The organism is Sulfobacillus harzensis, assembly GCF_012933365.1.
Classification (GTDB): Bacteria; Bacillota; Sulfobacillia; order Sulfobacillales; family Sulfobacillaceae; genus Sulfobacillus_B; species Sulfobacillus_B harzensis.
In genome coordinates this window covers 1-16305 of sequence record NZ_JABBVZ010000001.1, presented here as the reverse complement: position 1 = coordinate 16305, position 16305 = coordinate 1, and the positions used below count along the sequence as shown (strand labels likewise).

Annotated in this window: 24 protein-coding genes; all 24 read right to left on the bottom strand. The window is 61.5% G+C overall.

All coding sequences use genetic code 11. The features are described 5' to 3' along the window. Complete coding sequence (locus tag HIJ39_RS00120; protein ID WP_169095443.1) at positions 1 to 921, bottom strand: hypothetical protein; 921 nt, start codon at positions 919 to 921, stop codon at positions 1 to 3. 18 nt (positions 922 to 939) lie between these two features. After that, a complete protein-coding gene (locus HIJ39_RS00115; RefSeq protein WP_169095441.1) occupies positions 940 to 1326 on the bottom strand; it encodes a hypothetical protein in 387 nt (128 codons plus the stop codon). 12 nt (positions 1327 to 1338) lie between these two features. Next, positions 1339 to 1842, bottom strand: a complete 504-nt coding sequence (locus HIJ39_RS00110; protein WP_169095439.1) for a hypothetical protein — start codon at positions 1840 to 1842, stop codon at positions 1339 to 1341. Continuing rightward, positions 1843 to 2226 (bottom strand): hypothetical protein, encoded by a 384-nt coding sequence (locus HIJ39_RS00105; RefSeq protein ID WP_169095437.1) that lies wholly within the window; start codon positions 2224 to 2226, stop codon positions 1843 to 1845. Between the two features lies 1 nt (position 2227). After that, positions 2228 to 2593 (bottom strand): hypothetical protein, encoded by a 366-nt coding sequence (locus HIJ39_RS00100; protein ID WP_169095435.1) that lies wholly within the window; start codon positions 2591 to 2593, stop codon positions 2228 to 2230. 11 nt (positions 2594 to 2604) lie between these two features. Beyond that, positions 2605 to 3147, bottom strand: a complete 543-nt coding sequence (locus HIJ39_RS00095) for a hypothetical protein (RefSeq protein WP_169095433.1) — start codon at positions 3145 to 3147, stop codon at positions 2605 to 2607. A 14-nt stretch (positions 3148 to 3161) separates the two neighbouring features. After that, positions 3162 to 4697: a fibronectin type III domain-containing protein gene (locus tag HIJ39_RS00090; RefSeq protein ID WP_169095431.1), complete on the bottom strand. Its 1536-nt coding sequence runs from the start codon at positions 4695 to 4697 to the stop codon at positions 3162 to 3164. Between the two features lie 18 nt (positions 4698 to 4715). Beyond that, on the bottom strand, positions 4716 to 5939 hold the full coding sequence (locus tag HIJ39_RS00085; RefSeq protein ID WP_169095429.1) for a hypothetical protein: 1224 nt from the start codon (positions 5937 to 5939) through the stop codon (positions 4716 to 4718). Continuing rightward, a complete protein-coding gene (locus tag HIJ39_RS00080; protein WP_169095427.1) occupies positions 5932 to 6828 on the bottom strand; it encodes a hypothetical protein in 897 nt (298 codons plus the stop codon). Before HIJ39_RS00080 ends, HIJ39_RS00085 begins: the two co-directional genes overlap by 8 nt. Positions 6829 to 6915: 87 nt before the next feature. Continuing rightward, on the bottom strand, positions 6916 to 7158 hold the full coding sequence (locus HIJ39_RS00075) for a hypothetical protein (RefSeq protein ID WP_169095425.1): 243 nt from the start codon (positions 7156 to 7158) through the stop codon (positions 6916 to 6918). After that, positions 7158 to 7799: a DUF6582 domain-containing protein gene (locus tag HIJ39_RS00070; RefSeq protein ID WP_169095423.1), complete on the bottom strand. Its 642-nt coding sequence runs from the start codon at positions 7797 to 7799 to the stop codon at positions 7158 to 7160. Before HIJ39_RS00070 ends, HIJ39_RS00075 begins: the two co-directional genes overlap by 1 nt. A gap of 14 nt (positions 7800 to 7813) precedes the next feature. After that, positions 7814 to 8236 carry a hypothetical protein gene (locus tag HIJ39_RS00065; RefSeq protein WP_169095421.1) on the bottom strand — a complete coding sequence of 141 codons (423 nt, stop codon included), beginning with the start codon at positions 8234 to 8236 and terminating at the stop codon, positions 7814 to 7816. Positions 8237 to 8242: 6 nt separating this feature from the next. After that, the gene (locus tag HIJ39_RS00060) at positions 8243 to 8485 is read right to left on the bottom strand and encodes a hypothetical protein (RefSeq protein WP_169095419.1); all 243 of its coding nucleotides are present in this window, start codon (positions 8483 to 8485) and stop codon (positions 8243 to 8245) included. 3 nt (positions 8486 to 8488) lie between these two features. Then, the gene (locus HIJ39_RS00055) at positions 8489 to 9355 is read right to left on the bottom strand and encodes a hypothetical protein (protein WP_169095418.1); all 867 of its coding nucleotides are present in this window, start codon (positions 9353 to 9355) and stop codon (positions 8489 to 8491) included. Beyond that, positions 9325 to 10818, bottom strand: a complete 1494-nt coding sequence (locus HIJ39_RS00050; RefSeq protein ID WP_169095415.1) for a phage portal protein — start codon at positions 10816 to 10818, stop codon at positions 9325 to 9327. The genes HIJ39_RS00055 and HIJ39_RS00050 overlap by 31 nt, the downstream gene beginning before the upstream one ends. A gap of 106 nt (positions 10819 to 10924) precedes the next feature. Continuing rightward, complete coding sequence (locus tag HIJ39_RS00045; protein WP_169095413.1) at positions 10925 to 11293, bottom strand: hypothetical protein; 369 nt, start codon at positions 11291 to 11293, stop codon at positions 10925 to 10927. Continuing rightward, positions 11290 to 11511, bottom strand: a complete 222-nt coding sequence (locus HIJ39_RS00040; protein ID WP_169095411.1) for a hypothetical protein — start codon at positions 11509 to 11511, stop codon at positions 11290 to 11292. Before HIJ39_RS00040 ends, HIJ39_RS00045 begins: the two co-directional genes overlap by 4 nt. Before the next feature lie 3 nt (positions 11512 to 11514). Continuing rightward, positions 11515 to 11907, bottom strand: coding sequence for a hypothetical protein (locus HIJ39_RS00035; RefSeq protein WP_169095409.1), 393 nt, complete (start codon positions 11905 to 11907; stop codon positions 11515 to 11517). Positions 11908 to 11920: 13 nt separating this feature from the next. Next, positions 11921 to 13486: a hypothetical protein gene (locus HIJ39_RS00030; protein ID WP_207711378.1), complete on the bottom strand. Its 1566-nt coding sequence runs from the start codon at positions 13484 to 13486 to the stop codon at positions 11921 to 11923. Further along, positions 13476 to 13865: a hypothetical protein gene (locus HIJ39_RS00025; protein ID WP_169095407.1), complete on the bottom strand. Its 390-nt coding sequence runs from the start codon at positions 13863 to 13865 to the stop codon at positions 13476 to 13478. The genes HIJ39_RS00030 and HIJ39_RS00025 overlap by 11 nt, the downstream gene beginning before the upstream one ends. After that, positions 13843 to 14049: a hypothetical protein gene (locus HIJ39_RS00020; RefSeq protein ID WP_169095406.1), complete on the bottom strand. Its 207-nt coding sequence runs from the start codon at positions 14047 to 14049 to the stop codon at positions 13843 to 13845. Before HIJ39_RS00020 ends, HIJ39_RS00025 begins: the two co-directional genes overlap by 23 nt. Before the next feature lie 36 nt (positions 14050 to 14085). Next, positions 14086 to 15282, bottom strand: a complete 1197-nt coding sequence (locus tag HIJ39_RS00015) for an RNA-guided endonuclease InsQ/TnpB family protein (RefSeq protein WP_169095404.1) — start codon at positions 15280 to 15282, stop codon at positions 14086 to 14088. After that, entirely contained in the window at positions 15254 to 15865 is a 612-nt protein-coding gene (locus HIJ39_RS00010) for an IS607 family transposase (protein ID WP_169095402.1), read from the bottom strand. The genes HIJ39_RS00015 and HIJ39_RS00010 overlap by 29 nt, the downstream gene beginning before the upstream one ends. Before the next feature lie 27 nt (positions 15866 to 15892). Then, positions 15893 to 16264 carry a pentapeptide repeat-containing protein gene (locus tag HIJ39_RS24850; protein ID WP_338055029.1) on the bottom strand — a complete coding sequence of 124 codons (372 nt, stop codon included), beginning with the start codon at positions 16262 to 16264 and terminating at the stop codon, positions 15893 to 15895. Between the last annotated feature and the right edge of the window lie 41 nt (positions 16265 to 16305).

Here is a 16305-nt window from a genome sequence, read left to right as displayed (position 1 = left end):
CTACCGTCCCAAACTTTCCATGCGAATGCCGTTATGGCCCTCGCGATACATCGCGATATAGTTCATCGCCTGCGCCGTGAGGTCGGCAATGTCTTGCGCGAACGGTCCTTTGGCGCGCAGTTGCACGGTCTGATTGAAGCCGTCGACGGTGTGCGTAAACGACTGGACCCCGGGATAATACGCCCGGTTATAGACCTGCAACGTCTTCGCCGCCGCCAGCATGGCGAGCGCATCCACCATGTCATCCGGAATCGGCAAAATGCCGCTCGTATACGTCATCTGCGTAAACTGCGGCACATGGTTCATCTGCCCCATGGTGAAGAAGGGGAGCCACATGCCGGCGCCCGGACTGGTCACGGCCATCGCGCCTTCCACCGGAACAATCCGGACAATCCCGCTGTTGGGATCGCCGGTGATCCACGGCTTCGGTACAATCAAGATGCCGAAGTTCGGCGGCAGCGCAAAGACGATATTGTGAATTTCAAGAATGGGCCGATGACGAGCCTTGATGAGTGACCAGCGCTCAAAGCGCCGCGACGTGTAGTCATACGGCACTTCCAACATGTCGTAGTCCACGCCCGGTTGCGCGGGATTGTTGGTCACCCCATACCCGTTGGCGTTCTCCCCGCTGACCGATTCGATGATCTGGGGCGTATAGTTCATCGCACACGCGATAATCACGCGCGGCACCAAAAACATGTTCAACCGTTGCTCAAACTCACCCACACTGGCATCGATCTTCTGTTGCACGATATCCGCCAGGTTCTCCCCGCCAATGCTGGCACTGAGGGGCAACCCCGCGAGATAGCGGTCCAGCACCAACGCCGGAGGACAAAGCGTGGGGATCGGGTTGCCATGGACGAACTGTTGATCGTGCCGATAGGTCGGCTGGTAGGACGAGTACGTCTGTAACAGGCTCATGCCCGATCCCCCCTATCCTTAGTGGCCGAAGGCGACGTAGACACCCGTAATGTCGCCGGTCCCGGCCGTGGTAATGTCCACGGTGGCCGTAAAGCCCGTGGCACTCACACTCGCCGCATAGGCCGCGCCGTTAATGGTGGCGCCGCCGAGGGCGGTGAAAGTCAGCAAGACCGCATCGGTGGCATTCGGGAACGCGTGCGCGAAGGTAATCGCATCATCGGCCGATCCGCTGGCGGTGCCCGTCACCGAAAAGGTGCCGATTTTGACCAGTTCCGTGCTGGCCACGCCATCGCTGGCGCCCAAGACGTTGGTCAGATCGACCCCCGGTTGAAACGGATAGGCGGTCGCCACCGATCCCACACTCTTGTCGCCGCCAAACGAGGGCAGCACAACCGGATTGCTCATGGAAATTCCTCCTTAGCCCAAGCGGGCGATGGTCCCCGTCAGCGTGCCGCTCGTCGGGGCAGTACTACAGGTGGCAATCGCATTCACATAGGGGAGGTACTGACTCGGGGTGGACAGCGCCACCAGGGCTGTGGCCGGATTGCCGCTACCGCTATAGGCATCCACGCTCGTCGCCGTGCCGAAGGGATAGTAGGTCTCGCCGTCCAGACTCCAGGTCGGCTGGATGCTGACGGCTTCGTTCAGCGTGGAGACGACCAGGAGCGTCTTATACACGGCGTACACCGGGTCGAACCAGCCACCGGACGGGTTCTTGACACCCGCTTGCGCGGTCATGCCGGGATGCGCCGCCGTATCCGTAATGGCCAGCGCATCCCACACGACATCCTGTCCATAGACGGGCATCACCAACGCGCCGCCTTGCGGGCCGCCGCCATTGACGTCCCGGCTCCGCGGCACCCACCGCATTTGCTGCTTGATGACCTCGGAAATCTGGCCGCCGCTGAACTGTTGGCCCATTTAGACCATCTCCTGGCTCGGGTGGTCCAACGAGGTGACGATTTGCCACGCGAAGGTCAGACTCGCCGCCGATCCGAGCACATTGAATGTGGTCGCCGTCGGCGGGTTCGCGGTGTCCAGATAGACCACGCCATCGCTGGTGGGCGTGATCATGATCTCACTGGTTTTGGGCACGACACCCAAGTTGTGGCTAATCGCGGTGGTCGTGCCGACCGTCGCATCGGTCGTGCCTGTGCCTTCGGCGCCAAACAAGTCGCGGCTGTTGATGCCGCCGCGCGGCACCCGCGCATCCATGACGAGAGACTTGTCTTGGCCCGGGCGCAGGCCCAGCAAGAACGTGGAGAGGCGTTGCCCATAGGGCGGACGCACATACTTTTGCGGCATGTTATGCCTCCTTCTTCGAGGCCGGGCGCTTGGGCTTCGCGGGCGACGGGGCCGACGCAGGTTCGGCGACTGGCGCCGCCTCCGTTTGTGGAGGCACCGACTGCGCCTCGGCGGCGGTCTCGGGCACGGGCTCTCGGGCCGAGGCGGTTGCCGCCGCCGGTTGAGGGCCCGCTGGCACCTTCGCTGCCGCTTTCTTACTCGTCGCATCCCGCTCGACCCGGAAGCCAAATGTCCGCAACCGATTGATTTCGCGCTCCGTCAAGGACTCCACGACGGCCACGCCATTCCGAAAATGCAGGGTGTGCTCATAGACTTTGAGATCCGTAATCGGATTCTCGACGCCCATGAGCCGTTGAATCACGCGCATCGCGCATCCTCCTAATCGGGCAACAACTGATACAACGCGGTCACGCTCACCGATCCCGAGACCGTCCACACAAAGCGCCCCGCCAACGCGGGCGGATTAAAGGCCGCACTCACGGGTCCGACCGAGCTGACTGCGGCGATGACGGACTGGGCGGGATAATACACCGTCCCGTCCCACGCCTCAAAGCCCAACGCGAGGCTGTCGCCGCTCGCCCCCAAGGCCGTCACGTTGAGCAACACGGTGCCCACCGTGTACGGCCCCAAGGTCACGGGCGGTGATGCGCCATTCTGCGTCAGCGTCACGGGGGTCAGCCCCGTCGCGCCTGGCGTGCCGAGGACCGTATAGGTCAAGGGCGCAAACGGCGGCAACGGGGCGAACGCTCCATAGTTCACGACGCAGAGTTGCTGGTTTTGCACGGCTTGGCTGAGTTGGGCGCTATGCAGGAAGTAGGTCAGGGGCACCGTTTGCACTTGGCCCGGCGTCCAACTGACGGGAATCGGGGTATCGGTGACCGTCACGCTATCTTGCGAGACATTCTGGACGGTCCAGTTCATGGCGGTTCCCGCCGCTACGACAACTGAACCGGAGCTGCAATGCCGCCGGGCACCTGGATATTCTCAATCACGGCGCACCGTGAGGGCACGTAGATCAGCGGGGCGCCCAACAGGGCCACCGCGAAGTACCGGGCCAGGGTGGGAATCGGCAACGGCCACTTGAAGAACGGCAACAGTTGCTTGAACACCAAGCCCTCTTCGGCGTCGTGGTTGATGATGAACACATCATACGCGCCCGCCACGGTGATGTTCTCGTCCGTCCAGCTTTGGGTCAGGCTCGATCCGCCGCTGTCCGCCACGCGGGCGACCGGCTGCCATGCCCCCCCGTTCATCGATCGGTAGATCTGGTAATAGTTTGCGCTCGGTTGGCTCGTGACGCGGGCCCAGGTTACCGTCACACTCTCGCCCGCGCCCACGGTGACCGTGGTGGTCGCCCCGGACAAGAGCGAAGGCCCAGCGGCGTTTACGGCCTCGATGGCATACGTCACGGGACCGCCGTTGTAGCCCACTCCGTAATCCTGCGCGCTGTCCGGCGTCTGCCACATCGAGGTGCCGATGTTGGGGTCTTCACTGCTCGTCGTGTTCAGAGCGGCGCTGACACCGGTCGGGGTCGCGGGCGCGCCCTGAATCGGGTTCGAAACGGGCACGTCGTGGTTCAGGAAGATATCGTTCACCATGCCCAGCGGCCCATAGGTGGAGTTGTAGCCGTCCACCGGGGTGCCGACCCACAACCGCCCATCGCGAATCAACTGCGTCTGATTGATCTCGGTGCGCTGGGCCGGCGCGTACGTCTTGGTGAAGTACGATTGCACGCGCGGCGCCATATAGGCGGCATAGAGACCGTTCTCGGGGTCCCCGGAGTTGTCCTGAATGGCCTGGAGCGCATTTTCCAAGTGGTCCACGGAAATGCCCGAGGCCTGGGCGTTGATGATCACATTGGTGAAGCCCTTCGACTGCGCGAAGCCCTTGATAATGCTCTTGACGCCATTAAACGCACTCGGAATCAGCGTGGAGTCCGCGTAAAACAGCTGGCGCTCCACGCCGCCCAAGAGGTAGCGGGTCGCGTCATTGATCTGCAACGCTTCGGCCGATCCGCCAATCACTTCTGTCGCCATGATGGCAATGTCGGTCGCGTAGGCGGTGGCCATGTAGGTCATGCGGACCTGCAAGCGGTCGAATGTGGAGTCGTTCCCTTGCGGCGTGGCCATGGCGGAGGTGAAGATGCCGCCGCGCACACCGTATTGGGTGATCTGGTCGTACTCTTCTTCCATCGCGTAGGCGTCTTGCTTCGCGATGGCGCGCCAGAGCTTGACCTTGTTCAGTTTGAAGGTGACGTTTTTCAACGTGCGGGCCAAGGACTGCGGAATTAAGCTCGATCCGTCACCGGGGCCACCGGGGGTGGACGGGGACGCGACCAAGGCCTTTTGCAGGCGGTTGAAGGTCTCGTTGGTGAGGCCGCCCGTCACGTAGTCGCCCATCATCAGGCCGCCGCTGTCCATCCGGAGGGATTTGGACAACGCCTGGGCGTTGGCGATTTGTTCTGCGTTCATACACTGGCTCCTTTCCGATTACAGCAAGCGGTTGGCGCGCAAGAAGCGAATCGCGCCCGCGCTGAGCCCGTTGGGTGATCGGTTGCCTTCCACGAGGGTCAGGTCGGTGTCCTTGATGCCACTCTCGGGATCCTCGCGCCACGCCTTTTCCATGGCATCCAGCGCACGCTCGGGGTTCCAGCCCGCACTATACTTGGGCCGCGTGGCCACCGGGGCGCCGTAGCCCTTGCGAATCGGCTGGGCCGGATCGTCGGCCAGGGCCGCAGGCTGTTGCATGCTGACCAAGCCGCTGGCGAGGCTCTTGGTGACTTGCTGCAACTCGCCTTGGAGCGCTTTGTGCAGTCGCCCTTCCACGGCGCGCACGCGCTGGGCGAGCGCCTGGTTTTCCTTGTGGAGTTTGAGGTTGGTGGCGCGGACTTCGGCCACGACGTCATCGCGGAGATCCCACACCGCGTCCGCCAAGGCCTTGGCGAAGGCGTTGCCGTCCACGATGCCGAGGGCGTCGCGGCCCAGCGCCTTCTTCATGCTGCGGCGGCGGGACTTTTCGAGGCGCTTGCGCTCGGCTTTGTTTTCCGCGACGTGCGTGTCGTCCTCGTCCTCGTCCTCCATGTTGTGGTCGGGATCGTCATCGTCCTCATCCAAGTCATCGTCATCGTCGGACCGACTCTTCTTAACGGATTTTCGCGTCTTGGTGGCCTTGGCCACGTTCTTGGCGCGGCGCTCGGCGGCGTCGTCCTCTTCGAGGTTGTCCTCGGGATCGTCCTCGTCCTCCGCATCGTCCGACAAGGCGTCGAACTCGGCGTCGTGGTCGCCCTGGGATTTGCGCACCCGGCGACGCTTGTGGGCCTTGACGTGGGTGTATTCCTCGTCGGTCAGGTCTGCCGCCGCATCGTCCGCATCATCGTCGGAATACGGATCGTATTCGGCGTTGCCGCGGCTGTCCTCGTCGGCCTCATCGGGGTCTTCGGGAGTGTCGTCGTCATCGTTGACGAAGTCCTCCGGCGACTCGGTGACCGCTTGGGTGTAGCGCATCCAGTCGTCCAACTGGTCGTCGGATTCCTGCGCTTCCCGGTCGAAGATGGCCATGTAGTTCTCGCCATCGCGGTCTTTGTTGCGCGGTTGGCGGCTCTGCCGCTCGGGCAATCGGGCACCGCCATTCGGATCGGACGGCGCGGTCACCACGCTCTTCTGGAGCGCGTCGGCGACAATCGCGTCGTACACGTTTCGCACTTTCTTACCCATGATGATGGGCTCCTTTCTGGCGGACCGGCTGAACCACCGGCGAGCCATGTAATGCGCGCACAATCCGCACCGTCTCAGCACGGGTGCGTCCTTCACAGGACAAAAAATGAGCCGCGACCGCGTGGTCGCCGCCCCGAATCTGTCCTGCGGCCGTCACATGCGGATCGGTGGGATCGCGACGGCGCTGACGGACGAGATGCCGCCGCCAGCCATCCCACCGCCGTTGATCGGCGAGCGCTTTCTGCAACGCCGCCTGCCGACTCACCGCGAAGTGCCCCAGGTCCAACGCACTCGCCGCGTCTTGGCCCCACACCTCGCGGAAGTACGCCACGTCTTGGTCGGGCCGAAAGCGCCCCGTCGCGGTGAAATAGGGATTGCCACGCACCGTGACGAGGCCTTTCTGAATGGCGACGACATCCGTCACCCAGCCGCGCAAGGCCGCCGCGCGCCCGTAGGTCGGGTCAAAGCCCACTTCGGAGGCGGTGGTCAGGCTCTTGGCGAAGTCCACAAACGTGCCCGGATGGACCGGGGTAGGGGTCAGTGCCACGTTCTTGATAAACGCGCGGCGGATAATGTGGGGGTTCTCGGGATCGCGCTCATGCACCACGCCTTCAATGGACATGCCGTAGCGACGCGGCCAGTTCGCCTTTTTGAGCGCCCGCATCTGCTCCATGATTTTATGGACAAAGGGCGTGTCTAGCGTGCGCCACTTGATCCAAAAGCCTTGCGGCCCGATTTTCCCTTCCTCGGGATAGCCGACGATCTGGGTGGGATCGTGGTCGTAATTGATATAGCCGCCCGCGCCTTTGGGCAGCCTCTTTCCGAGAAAGTAATCAATGTCCAAGCCGGTGGGCACCACCTCTTCGCCTTGGAGATCTTCCCCGGGCAACGATGCGAGGCCCTCCAACGTGTACGTACCATCGTCGTGGGCCTCGGCTTTCACAATCTGGGCGCTGAAGTGAAAGGGATCCGTCGGTTATCCCTCCTCTGCGGGGGACGCGGCTTTGGTGCGCCGACGTTTGGGCGCTGGCGCCGATTCGGGTGCGGGCGCCGGATTATCCCGCACCTGCAAGCCCAACGACTCCGCCACGTGGGCCATCGCGGGGGTGATCGTCTCCACGACCGTCAGCCCCTCCGCCACCAGTTGGCGTAGCGCGTCCCACTCCTTTTCTGTGGCCTCCGTGCGGACCACGCGAATCGTGCGGACGGCGACCTGCATTACAGCACCACCGTCCGAGGCATCCGCCGCGTTTGGAGCGGCAGATCGTGCTGGGCGGCAAAGAGCGCAATGCGCTGTTCAGCCGTAGCCATTGCGGCATCGGGCAAGACATGCTCAATGCGGGCCGAGTGGAGTTCCTGCCACGCCTTTTGTACGCGTTCGGCGGAGGGTTGGCGGTTCTCCGTTAACGGCCAGATGCTTTCCAGCGGGAACACGTAGACCTCATCCACCGCGAGGCTCTTGTGCGTCGTCTCTTCGAGGTGCATGTCGGGGAAGTGCTTCTTCGCGAACGCACGAATACGAGCGGTGGCTTTGGCGGCGGTTTTCTCGCCCAACTTCTCGCGGTTCTTGGCGACATGGATGTAGTCCCACGCCGCCCGGACGCGCTCTTCGCTGGGCTTCTTGTCCTGGGTCAAGGGATACGAGTCCAGTTTGGGGACCGCATAGACCTCATCACCGTAGCGGTCATGCTTGTCGCGCTTGACCGCGTGGCGCTCCGTGGCCGAGTACGCCTTCTTTGTCTCCCGGCGGATTTCGTCGTCCTCATGGGTGATGTCGTCGTCCAGGATCTCAATGACATCGCGCAACTTGGCGATGGCCTCTTTCGAGAGGCGGCGTTGGGTGCGATCACTCGTCGGCATATCCTTCCTCCTACCTAACTAAAGTGGCCGCCATGCGACCGAATACTGCTGACCTCTTGCTTGCCGTCGATTTGCCCGGCCCAGTCCACCATGTTCTTGAGCTGGGCGTTGAACCATTCCGCATACGTCGCAGCTTTAGGGCCTTGGAGGGTAATGACCCCCTCCGACGACACGCGGATGGTCGTCTGCCCAGGGAGCATGGCCTGTCCCTCCGTAATGCGGAGAATATACCCGGCCCGCCGCAACAAGGCCCAGGCCACGTTGGGCGTGAACCCGTTGAGCCGAATGGTCGGGAGACTTTCTTCGGTGGTGTCACCGCTGATGCTGGCGAGTTGGTGCCGGGCTTTCCCGGCATCGGGGGTTTTCTTCGGGGCCCGCCCTTCGCCATACGCCGTGGTGAGATAGCCTTTGCGGATGGAGAACCCTAGCACACTCACCGCGCCTCACTCCTTCTGCGTGAACTGCACGCGGTCTATCGCCCGGTTGACCGCCGCTTCCCAGTCGGCATCACTCACGCCGATCACATCGCGCAGCGCATCAATCAAGACGCCGTACTGGCGAATCGCCGTGGCCATCTTTTCCATTTGTGTGTCTTGCCGTTTTTGAGAGTCGATCCATTGGCGGTCTTGCTGTTGCTGATCTTGCCGCAACCATTCGCGGAGTTCTAAGGGGGCTTTACTCGGCATGCGTTAGGCATCTCCTTGGGGTTTCGTCTTTTGCGGCACAACCCGACAGCGGCATCGCGGGTGCTGCGGGACTGCGGGCCACTGCTCAGCGGGTTTCTTATCCCAGTTGAGCGTCCATTTGCCGGGCCACAAGGCGGTCTCGGCGTGTTTGGCCGGATGGTCCGGGGCTTGCTTCAAAATGCGAAAGGTCTTGCCGTCAAACGCCGCATGGCAGCTGGCACAGGCGTTGGGGTGCGTCCGCACCAGCGCCCAGGCCTCGGTCGCGGTCTCCAAAATAGCATCCGTGCGGGCGGCACTCAGTTCCGTTTGCACCAGTCGCTGGAGGTCTTGGCCCCAGTCGGTGAAATGGTGGGCTAATCCTTCGCGGAGTTTCGTGAGTGTGAGCCCGGCGCGCTTGGCCCCGGTGATCACGGTCGTCACGGTGTCGGTGACGTCCTGCGCCCACGCCTGCAGCCGCGCGTGCACATCCGCGACCGTGCGTTCGAGGTGTTGGCGACGGGTTTTCCCCCACGCAGTGCCATCCGGACCCCGGCGCGGGATCGTCGCTGCGGGTTGGGCTTCCACCCAGGACATCACCGTCGCCGTCGGCACCCCGCCGGTGACGAGACGCGGCCCCAGCACCAGCAAGAGCGCCAGCGCCCAGGGACTCCACTGCCAGCGGGGCGGCGGCATCGGCGGCAACGTCGCGCCGCCCCAATATTGTTGCACCCACGCCCACTGATCGGTGAGCGCGTGGTCCGCCGCCGCATAGGCCCATTGCGCCGCCGTGTCTTCCAGCGTCTGCATCGCGGGCAGATCCCACGGTCCCTCGGTCGGCGGCGTAAACGGCGGAAAACGACCTACGCGCCCTGACTCCACTGCCAGCGCCATGCTTTGGCCACCTCCTGGGGGGTGGGATCCGTCGGCCCTTGGGCGAGCGCGCCGCGTTGCGCTTCACTCATCTGCGTCAGGTCTGCCGGGCCGCTCATGCCGCGTTCCTGCATCCACACTTGCAACGCCGGCGGATTCAACGGCGCATCCAACCACGCGCCGTCTTCCGCGCCGGGCGGCACTTCGGCCAACCCCATGGCCTTCCGCCACTCGCGGAGCGTAATGCCGCCCGCTTGGAGTTGGCTGTTGAGGTAGGCGACCTTCTGCTGTTCATCTTCGGCGTTGATGCCCACGAAGCGGAACTCATAGCCAGGCGCGATATGCGGCATGATGGAGCGGTTGATGTTCCGCTCCAGCCAATCCACGGCGGGTAACAGGCCCCGATCCCGCGACAGGTCAATCTTGGCCTCGGTATTGTCCGAATTGCTGATGCCGCCTGTATTCGATGCCATGCGCTGGCCGATCTCCACCGGATCGACGCTAAAGACCGAGCAGATGCCGGTCCGCAGCTTGTCGAGAAAGTCGCCCATCTCCATCTCGCGGTTCGACTGCTTCATCGGAATCCATTGGACGGACTTGCCGTCGTCCATCGCCAAGGCGACCGGTTTATGCTGCCCGACAACCCCTTTGACGTCCGTCTCCCACATGACGTTGAGTTCTTGGAGCGTTTCTTCGGAAAAGTTGCCAATCACGGCGAGAATGCCCGGCGGCACGCTCCCGTGGTCGAAATAATTGCTGTTGTATTGGATGGCAAGGATTTCCGCCGCCACAATGTCAATGCAGGATTCCAACTCGGAGAGGCCGTAGCCCCCTTGGCTGACATCCGTCATCGGATTCGCCACCCAATAAGCCAGCTCGTCCGGCGCGTATTCCGTCTCGACCTGCCCATCGACCGTTTGCACGTAGGCCACGGGCTGATCCAATTGGCGCCCGTAGCGCGTCGTGGGAATGTAGCGATCGCTCCATTGGATCTCAATGGTGCCGCCATCCACCGGCCAGAACTCTTGCAGGGTGCCGATGCGGTTGTACACCAGTTCCGTGGAGGCCGCATCCAGGATATAGCGATCCCGCGCAATCGCCGCCACCCAATTCGCGAAGTCCGGGCGTTGCCAGTCCGGCCGCCAGCCGGTGTTCAAAAAGAACTCGCGGACTTCCTCCGCCACGCGTTGATCCTGCGCCGACGGATTGCCTGGGCGGTTTTTGTTGACGATTTCAAACCCGCGATCCCCTTTGTGCCGGGGCATGCGGGCAAAGAGTTGGAGTTGCTGGATGCGCAGTTGCAAGATGGCCGCCACGGTTGGGGACTTCTTCGCCACGGCCCGGAGTTGCTGGAAAGATATGGTAAACGCGCCCCAACGGCTGCCCGGCGGTGAAAAACGCCAGTCCGGACCAACAATAACGGACCGCCTCCGATGGGGGCGGTCCTGTTCCGAGCGGGTCAGGGCAGTGTCAATGTTCGCCAACTATCCCATCCCCCTCCATAGCGGTAAAATGTCAGTGGTATCTTGTAACATATCTGCGCTATTTTTGCATCCTCCGTACCTACACCAACTGGCGCGGGCGCTTGCCCTAGTCCCGCAACTGGGCGACGGCCGCGAGGATCTCATCCCGTCTCTGCCATTGCGGGTTCAACGGCGGCGTCCAGACGACCCTGACCCAGCTGACGGACTCCAGTACCCCGAGCGTGATATGATCCATCGGCACGTCCGGCAACACGCAGAGCGTGCGCACAAAGCGATCCCACTGCGCCACGCGGGCGGGATCCGTCATCGTCTGACTATCGGTGGTGCCATCGTCGGCGCTCCACATCCACTGCACGCGCTCGGGTGTCCAGTCTAGCGAAAAGCCTGTGACCGAGACGGTATCCAAACCGGGAATCAACACGGCGGCGGCCTCCAGCAACACCGTGGCCGCTATCGGCGTCGCTACCGGCGTCATGACACGCTCACCGTTCGCCCAACCAACTGTTGCACCCACGCAGGCACGCTTTGACTCGGCGTCGCCCCGGCGCTCGTGATGGCGCTCGTCACCGCCTCTTGGCCTTGGCTCGCAGCGGTCGTCCAATCGACGGCATAGCGGCTCACACGGCCCGCGTCATCTTGGGCGGCGATAAACAAGGTTGAGCCGTGCAGGCTCGCGTCGATAATCGTGATCATGAGCTAAGCCTCCTCCACGACGACATGGGTGCCCGCAGGCACCAAGTGCCACGCCCCCTGGCGCCCGTGGCCCATAATGGCGGCCTGCGCCGTATATTGCGGTTCGGCTTGCGTGCCTTCGCAGACGCAGACGGCGTACTGCACCAGCGCCGGGATGGGAACCCGGATCCATTGGTCATGCCCGCACAGCGGACAGAAGATACCGAGGGATTGAATCGCGGGAAAGGGCGACGCGGGAAGGGCCTTGAATGCGTCTGTCTTCGTGACATCGAACAACACCGCATCTTTCGCCGCCTCTAATAGTTCCGGCTTGCTCATTGGCGGTGTGCCCTCCGGCGTGTTGTATACCGGGTTGACCTCGTGCTCCCCTTGGCGCGTATATCGTGTCGCGTTCATCCTCATCGTCTCGTTAACTCCTTTCTTGCCATCCATGATCCGGGCACCACCATTGGCCCCGGCTGTTGTGGCGCGTCAGCGCCATGCCGCACTGCGGACAATCCAACGCAGCGACTTTCTTCTGGGGCTTGACGGTCACCGGCATCGGCAACTGGCCGTGCCCGGCGACCACGGCCATTTGCGCCGCGCTTTGGAGACCTTGGACCCATTGCGGCACCTGCGTCGTCGATGCCGCGCCAATCACCACGCTCCGGCCCTGCGTCTCCGCCATGGCGTAACACACCGCGTCGGCGCAGTCCGGGGACGGCAACCCTTGTTTGCGCAGGTCATCTTTGCTTTCGATCTGCACTTGGCCCCGCGCGGTGAATTTGTAATGCAAACTGGTGAGTTGCGCGAGCAGGTCCTCGTCCGTCGGCAACGCCATCGGCTGCGCCGCGAGTTGCGGATCCAACCGCTCCCGCAGGCCCCAGTACCACTCGGCGCGGCGATTGAGGAACTGCTCGGGATCTTTCGCCGCCGTCCCACTATGGATTTCTACGACGGGTAAGCCTTGGGCCTTGAGGAGGTCGTATACCCCCGCGCCCAAGCCATCGGCGTCCACGCGAATGCTTTGCGGATGCCACTGCTTGGCGGCTTGCGCGATCCAACCAGCCACAGCGGTCGTATCCCACTGGTGATGCTGTTCCAGATGCACGATGTCCGGGCCCTGGCGCACCGCCAACACACTCGCGTCCGTGCCGAAGCGGGCCACGTCCACACCGAAGTGGATGGCGCCCTCCCGCACCGGTGAGCGGTGTTGAGCGTGCTCAATCCACGACAGCGGGAAGACCATATCTTCGCCTTGGTCCGGGAATTCGCCCACCACGCGGGATTGCCACAGCGGCGTGCCTTCGCCCCATTTGATGCGCTTGTCGTCGATCCATTCGGGCGACGTCAAATACGGGCGCGTATTCGGCCCTTCGGTGACATTCGGACTATCGAAGCCGCTGATTTGAATCTTGGCATAGAGTGGACTCTTGAACGCCTCATAGAACTCGCCCCGCACCTGCGTCGGGTTGCCGATCAACAGCGCCCGCGCATGCGGCCCCGTGAGAAATCCCTCCGACGCATTAAAGATCCCTTGGTCGACACCGCTGGCCTCGTCCACAATCAGCAACAAATGTTCCGCGTGAAACCCTTGGAAGCGTTCGGGTTCGTTCGTGGACAGGCCCAGCGCGTACCATTTATCGCTGAGTTCGAGGCTGGTCTTGAGCGGCTTGCCGCCTAACGGTACGCGCGCGTTCGTGTGGAGTTGGCGAATCTCGCGCCAGAGCAGGTTCTCCACCTGCGGCCACGTCGGCGCGGTCGTAATGACAATGCTATCGGGATGGCTAAACAGCCACCAGAGCGCGGTCATGGCGGCCACGGCCGTCTTGCCCAGACCGTGGCCGCTTCGTACTGCCGTGCGTTGATGGTCCCGCACGCTCTCCAGAATGGTCACCTGCTTGGCCCACGGATCGGCCCCCAGAATATGGCGCACCCACCAGACGGGATCGCGTTGTGCCCGCTGAAGGACCGCCTGTGCCTCTTTATTCGTCATCCGTCTGCGCGGCCTGCGCGAGTGCCACCCAATTGACGGTGCCGCTGACCTCCGTCTTGAGCTTGTCTTGCTTGCCCCACCGATCCGGATGACGGCGTTCGAGGAACATTTGCGCCGCCCGCCAGTCCTCGGGCATGGCCTTTTGCCAGAGCGCCACGGCCCGCGACTCGGCTTCCGCTTCCGCGCGCGTAATGGCCTCGAAAAAATCGGAATACTTCTTCGCTTCCCGCGCTTCCCCCTTTTGCATCCACAGGCGAAACGTCGTGTAATCAATCCCCGCATAGGTACAGGCGGTCTCGTAATAATTGCCCGCGCGAATGGCATCGACCAGCTTCTTCTGGCGTTCGGGCGTCAGTTTACTCGGGCGTCCCCGGGGCATCGGCATCACTTCCTTGGAGAATCTTGCGGAGTTGCGCCGTGCGGCCAGCCACGATAGCGCGGGCTGTCGGGGTCAACGGGACCCACACCCGCGTCGGTTCCACGGTGTGCAGGCGGTCCACTAGCGCATTCCAAGCCTCCCCATCAGCAATCGGAAGCCCGGTCACGCTTGTTAGTTCGCGCATAGGGGTTCCTGCCTTTCTAAACATGGGTAACCATGTTCAAATTCCTGAGCTCACGCTCAGCACATCGTTCTGCATCTGCGCAGAATATGGCCCTAGCCGGGCAAGGAACCGGGCGAGGATGTTGCGTGCTGAGTTTTCGTCCCGATCCATCACTAACCCGCACTGTGGACACTGATACGTCCGTTTCCACAACGGCATGTCTTGACGGTAGCCACAGCCTGAACAATCCTTGGACGTGTACCGTTCGCTAATGATGTGCAGGTCTTTGCCGGTGCGTTGTGCCTTGTAACGAATCATTGCGACGAATTGGAATAAACCCCACTCGTTTTGCACGCTTCGATGTAGCCCCTTGGTTCGTTTTGTTGCTTTCCGCGATTTCTGCACCATCTGTTGTTGAGACAGATCGCCGAGCACGATAGCTCTTTCAGCCTGTCGTGTCAGGAAAGTCGAGGCTTTGTGCAAGAAATCGCGTTGCTTGCGCCGTTTCTTCTCCGACACCCGGTGGTACACTTGCGTCAAGTAGCGATAACGCCGGGAACCCTTTCGACATCGGCTCCGCAAGGACCGAATGTGATCGAGTTGCTTATTGTACCACCGGTAGGTGGTAAAGCCCCCAATATGCACAAAGCGTCCGGTCGTGCTATACCCCGTCGCTAGGGTTTTAATCCCTAAGTCATAGGCTATGGCGCTTCCATCATCCGCGGTCTTCGGTGATTCGCTGACGTCCCTGAGAAACGTGGCGTAGTAGGCGCCTTCCGTATCTTTCGTAATCGCGACTTCCCGAAATGGTATTGGAACCGTTTCGGTGAGTATGGCCCGAATATCCGGAAACGGTTTCGATGATCCGCGCCCACCCGTTGGAAGAGTGAGGGTCTTCCCTTCAATGCGGATATACATCCCAGGATATTTGAGCGTGAAGAATTTGTGGCGACTGTGATAACGCGGAAATCCCGGGGTCTCACCCGCTTTCACACGACGGAAGAAGGCTTTCATGGCGTCGTCAAGACGGAAGAAGACTTCTTGCAACAGTTTTCCATAGACCGCATTGATCTCGGGGTCCACGGCGCGACTCTGTTGCAGGGTCTTCTTCGCGTCATACAGCGACCACTGCGCCCCCGCTTTCAGTTGGCTCAGATGCCAGTTATAGAGAGCACGGCATTTGGCTTGCATAAAGTCCAACGTGTTCGCATCTTGGCGAGAGACGTTAATGCGGATCTTTTTCGCTAAGAGCATGCTTCAACTCCTTTCGATAAGACCGTAAGCCATACAGCCGGGCGCTAAAGACATGGACAATCGATAACAAATCGTTCACCATTTCTTGTTCTGGAGACAGCGTTTCTTGGTTCATGACCACCAGTTCGGTCCCGTGCCGGGCACAAAACTCGGCGAACCACTCGAATCCGAACCGGACCAGTCGATCTTTATGCGCGACGATGACTTGGCGCACTTTCCCGACTTCTATGTCCTCAAACAGTTGATTGAAGCCCTTTCGGTGATAGTTTAATCCGCTTCCAATGTCTTGAATCGTGTCACTCGGGATAATTCCGTGTTGCTGACAATATTGCTCTAACGCGGCGACTTGGTTGAGTAAATCGGGACGTTGATTACGGGTCGAGACCCGTGCATACAGCACCACACGTCCTGCGGGCTTCGCGACCACCCCGATGTACGCCAGATACTGGTCATGCGTGTAATACCGCCGATTCGTTGGAGATCGATGCGCCGTTAAAATGCCCTCCCGGTCCCAGCGTTGTAACGTCGCGACCGATTTGCCAATGAGTTGGCCAAATTGTTTAGGTGAATATGTGTGTAACATATCAATATTATATCACATCTACACACATTATCCAGAACAGTTATGGTCCTCCTCCCAAATCTCACGACAAAACCTAATAGCGGATCTATACTCTCTCAACGACTCAGGATGTTCCTTATGCGACACCTCAACAGCCTTTTCAAACTCGTCTAATGTACCGCGAAAGCATCCGGTCATCACCTCGTTTGTGCGATCTTCAAAACGCTTAACAATGAGATAATCCTTTCTCGATCCAATAGGACCTAATTGAAGGATGCTTGTCATTCCTAAGTCGGCCCCGCTCAAGTTGGCCCCGCGCAAGTCGGCCACGCTCAAGTCGGCCCCGCTCAAGTCGGCCCCGCGCAAGTTGGCCCCGCGCAAGTCGGCCCCGCTCAAGTTGGCCCCGCGCAAGTCGGCCACGCTCAAGTCGGCCCCGCTCAAGTCGGCCCTGCTCAAGTCGG

What these genes read in the sequence shown, in the direction of transcription:
- HIJ39_RS00120 (WP_169095443.1), bottom strand. Translation starts at nt 921, where the DNA reads ATGAGCCTGTTACAGACGTACTCGTCCTACCAGCCGACCTATCGGCAC.
- HIJ39_RS00115 (WP_169095441.1), bottom strand. Translation starts at nt 1,326, where the DNA reads ATGAGCAATCCGGTTGTGCTGCCCTCGTTTGGCGGCGACAAGAGTGTG.
- HIJ39_RS00110 (WP_169095439.1), bottom strand. Translation starts at nt 1,842, where the DNA reads ATGGGCCAACAGTTCAGCGGCGGCCAGATTTCCGAGGTCATCAAGCAG.
- HIJ39_RS00105 (WP_169095437.1), bottom strand. Translation starts at nt 2,226, where the DNA reads ATGCCGCAAAAGTATGTGCGTCCGCCCTATGGGCAACGCCTCTCCACG.
- HIJ39_RS00100 (WP_169095435.1), bottom strand. Translation starts at nt 2,593, where the DNA reads ATGCGCGTGATTCAACGGCTCATGGGCGTCGAGAATCCGATTACGGAT.
- HIJ39_RS00095 (WP_169095433.1), bottom strand. Translation starts at nt 3,147, where the DNA reads ATGAACTGGACCGTCCAGAATGTCTCGCAAGATAGCGTGACGGTCACC.
- HIJ39_RS00090 (WP_169095431.1), bottom strand. Translation starts at nt 4,697, where the DNA reads ATGAACGCAGAACAAATCGCCAACGCCCAGGCGTTGTCCAAATCCCTC.
- HIJ39_RS00085 (WP_169095429.1), bottom strand. Translation starts at nt 5,939, where the DNA reads ATGGGTAAGAAAGTGCGAAACGTGTACGACGCGATTGTCGCCGACGCG.
- HIJ39_RS00075 (WP_169095425.1), bottom strand. Translation starts at nt 7,158, where the DNA reads ATGCAGGTCGCCGTCCGCACGATTCGCGTGGTCCGCACGGAGGCCACA.
- HIJ39_RS00070 (WP_169095423.1), bottom strand. Translation starts at nt 7,799, where the DNA reads ATGCCGACGAGTGATCGCACCCAACGCCGCCTCTCGAAAGAGGCCATC.
- HIJ39_RS00060 (WP_169095419.1), bottom strand. Translation starts at nt 8,485, where the DNA reads ATGCCGAGTAAAGCCCCCTTAGAACTCCGCGAATGGTTGCGGCAAGAT.
- HIJ39_RS00055 (WP_169095418.1), bottom strand. Translation starts at nt 9,355, where the DNA reads ATGGCGCTGGCAGTGGAGTCAGGGCGCGTAGGTCGTTTTCCGCCGTTT.
- HIJ39_RS00045 (WP_169095413.1), bottom strand. Translation starts at nt 11,293, where the DNA reads ATGACGCCGGTAGCGACGCCGATAGCGGCCACGGTGTTGCTGGAGGCC.
- HIJ39_RS00040 (WP_169095411.1), bottom strand. Translation starts at nt 11,511, where the DNA reads ATGATCACGATTATCGACGCGAGCCTGCACGGCTCAACCTTGTTTATC.
- HIJ39_RS00035 (WP_169095409.1), bottom strand. Translation starts at nt 11,907, where the DNA reads ATGAACGCGACACGATATACGCGCCAAGGGGAGCACGAGGTCAACCCG.
- HIJ39_RS00030 (WP_207711378.1), bottom strand. Translation starts at nt 13,486, where the DNA reads ATGACGAATAAAGAGGCACAGGCGGTCCTTCAGCGGGCACAACGCGAT.
- HIJ39_RS00025 (WP_169095407.1), bottom strand. Translation starts at nt 13,865, where the DNA reads ATGCCCCGGGGACGCCCGAGTAAACTGACGCCCGAACGCCAGAAGAAG.
- HIJ39_RS00020 (WP_169095406.1), bottom strand. Translation starts at nt 14,049, where the DNA reads ATGCGCGAACTAACAAGCGTGACCGGGCTTCCGATTGCTGATGGGGAG.
- HIJ39_RS00015 (WP_169095404.1), bottom strand. Translation starts at nt 15,282, where the DNA reads ATGCTCTTAGCGAAAAAGATCCGCATTAACGTCTCTCGCCAAGATGCG.
- HIJ39_RS00010 (WP_169095402.1), bottom strand. Translation starts at nt 15,865, where the DNA reads ATGTTACACACATATTCACCTAAACAATTTGGCCAACTCATTGGCAAA.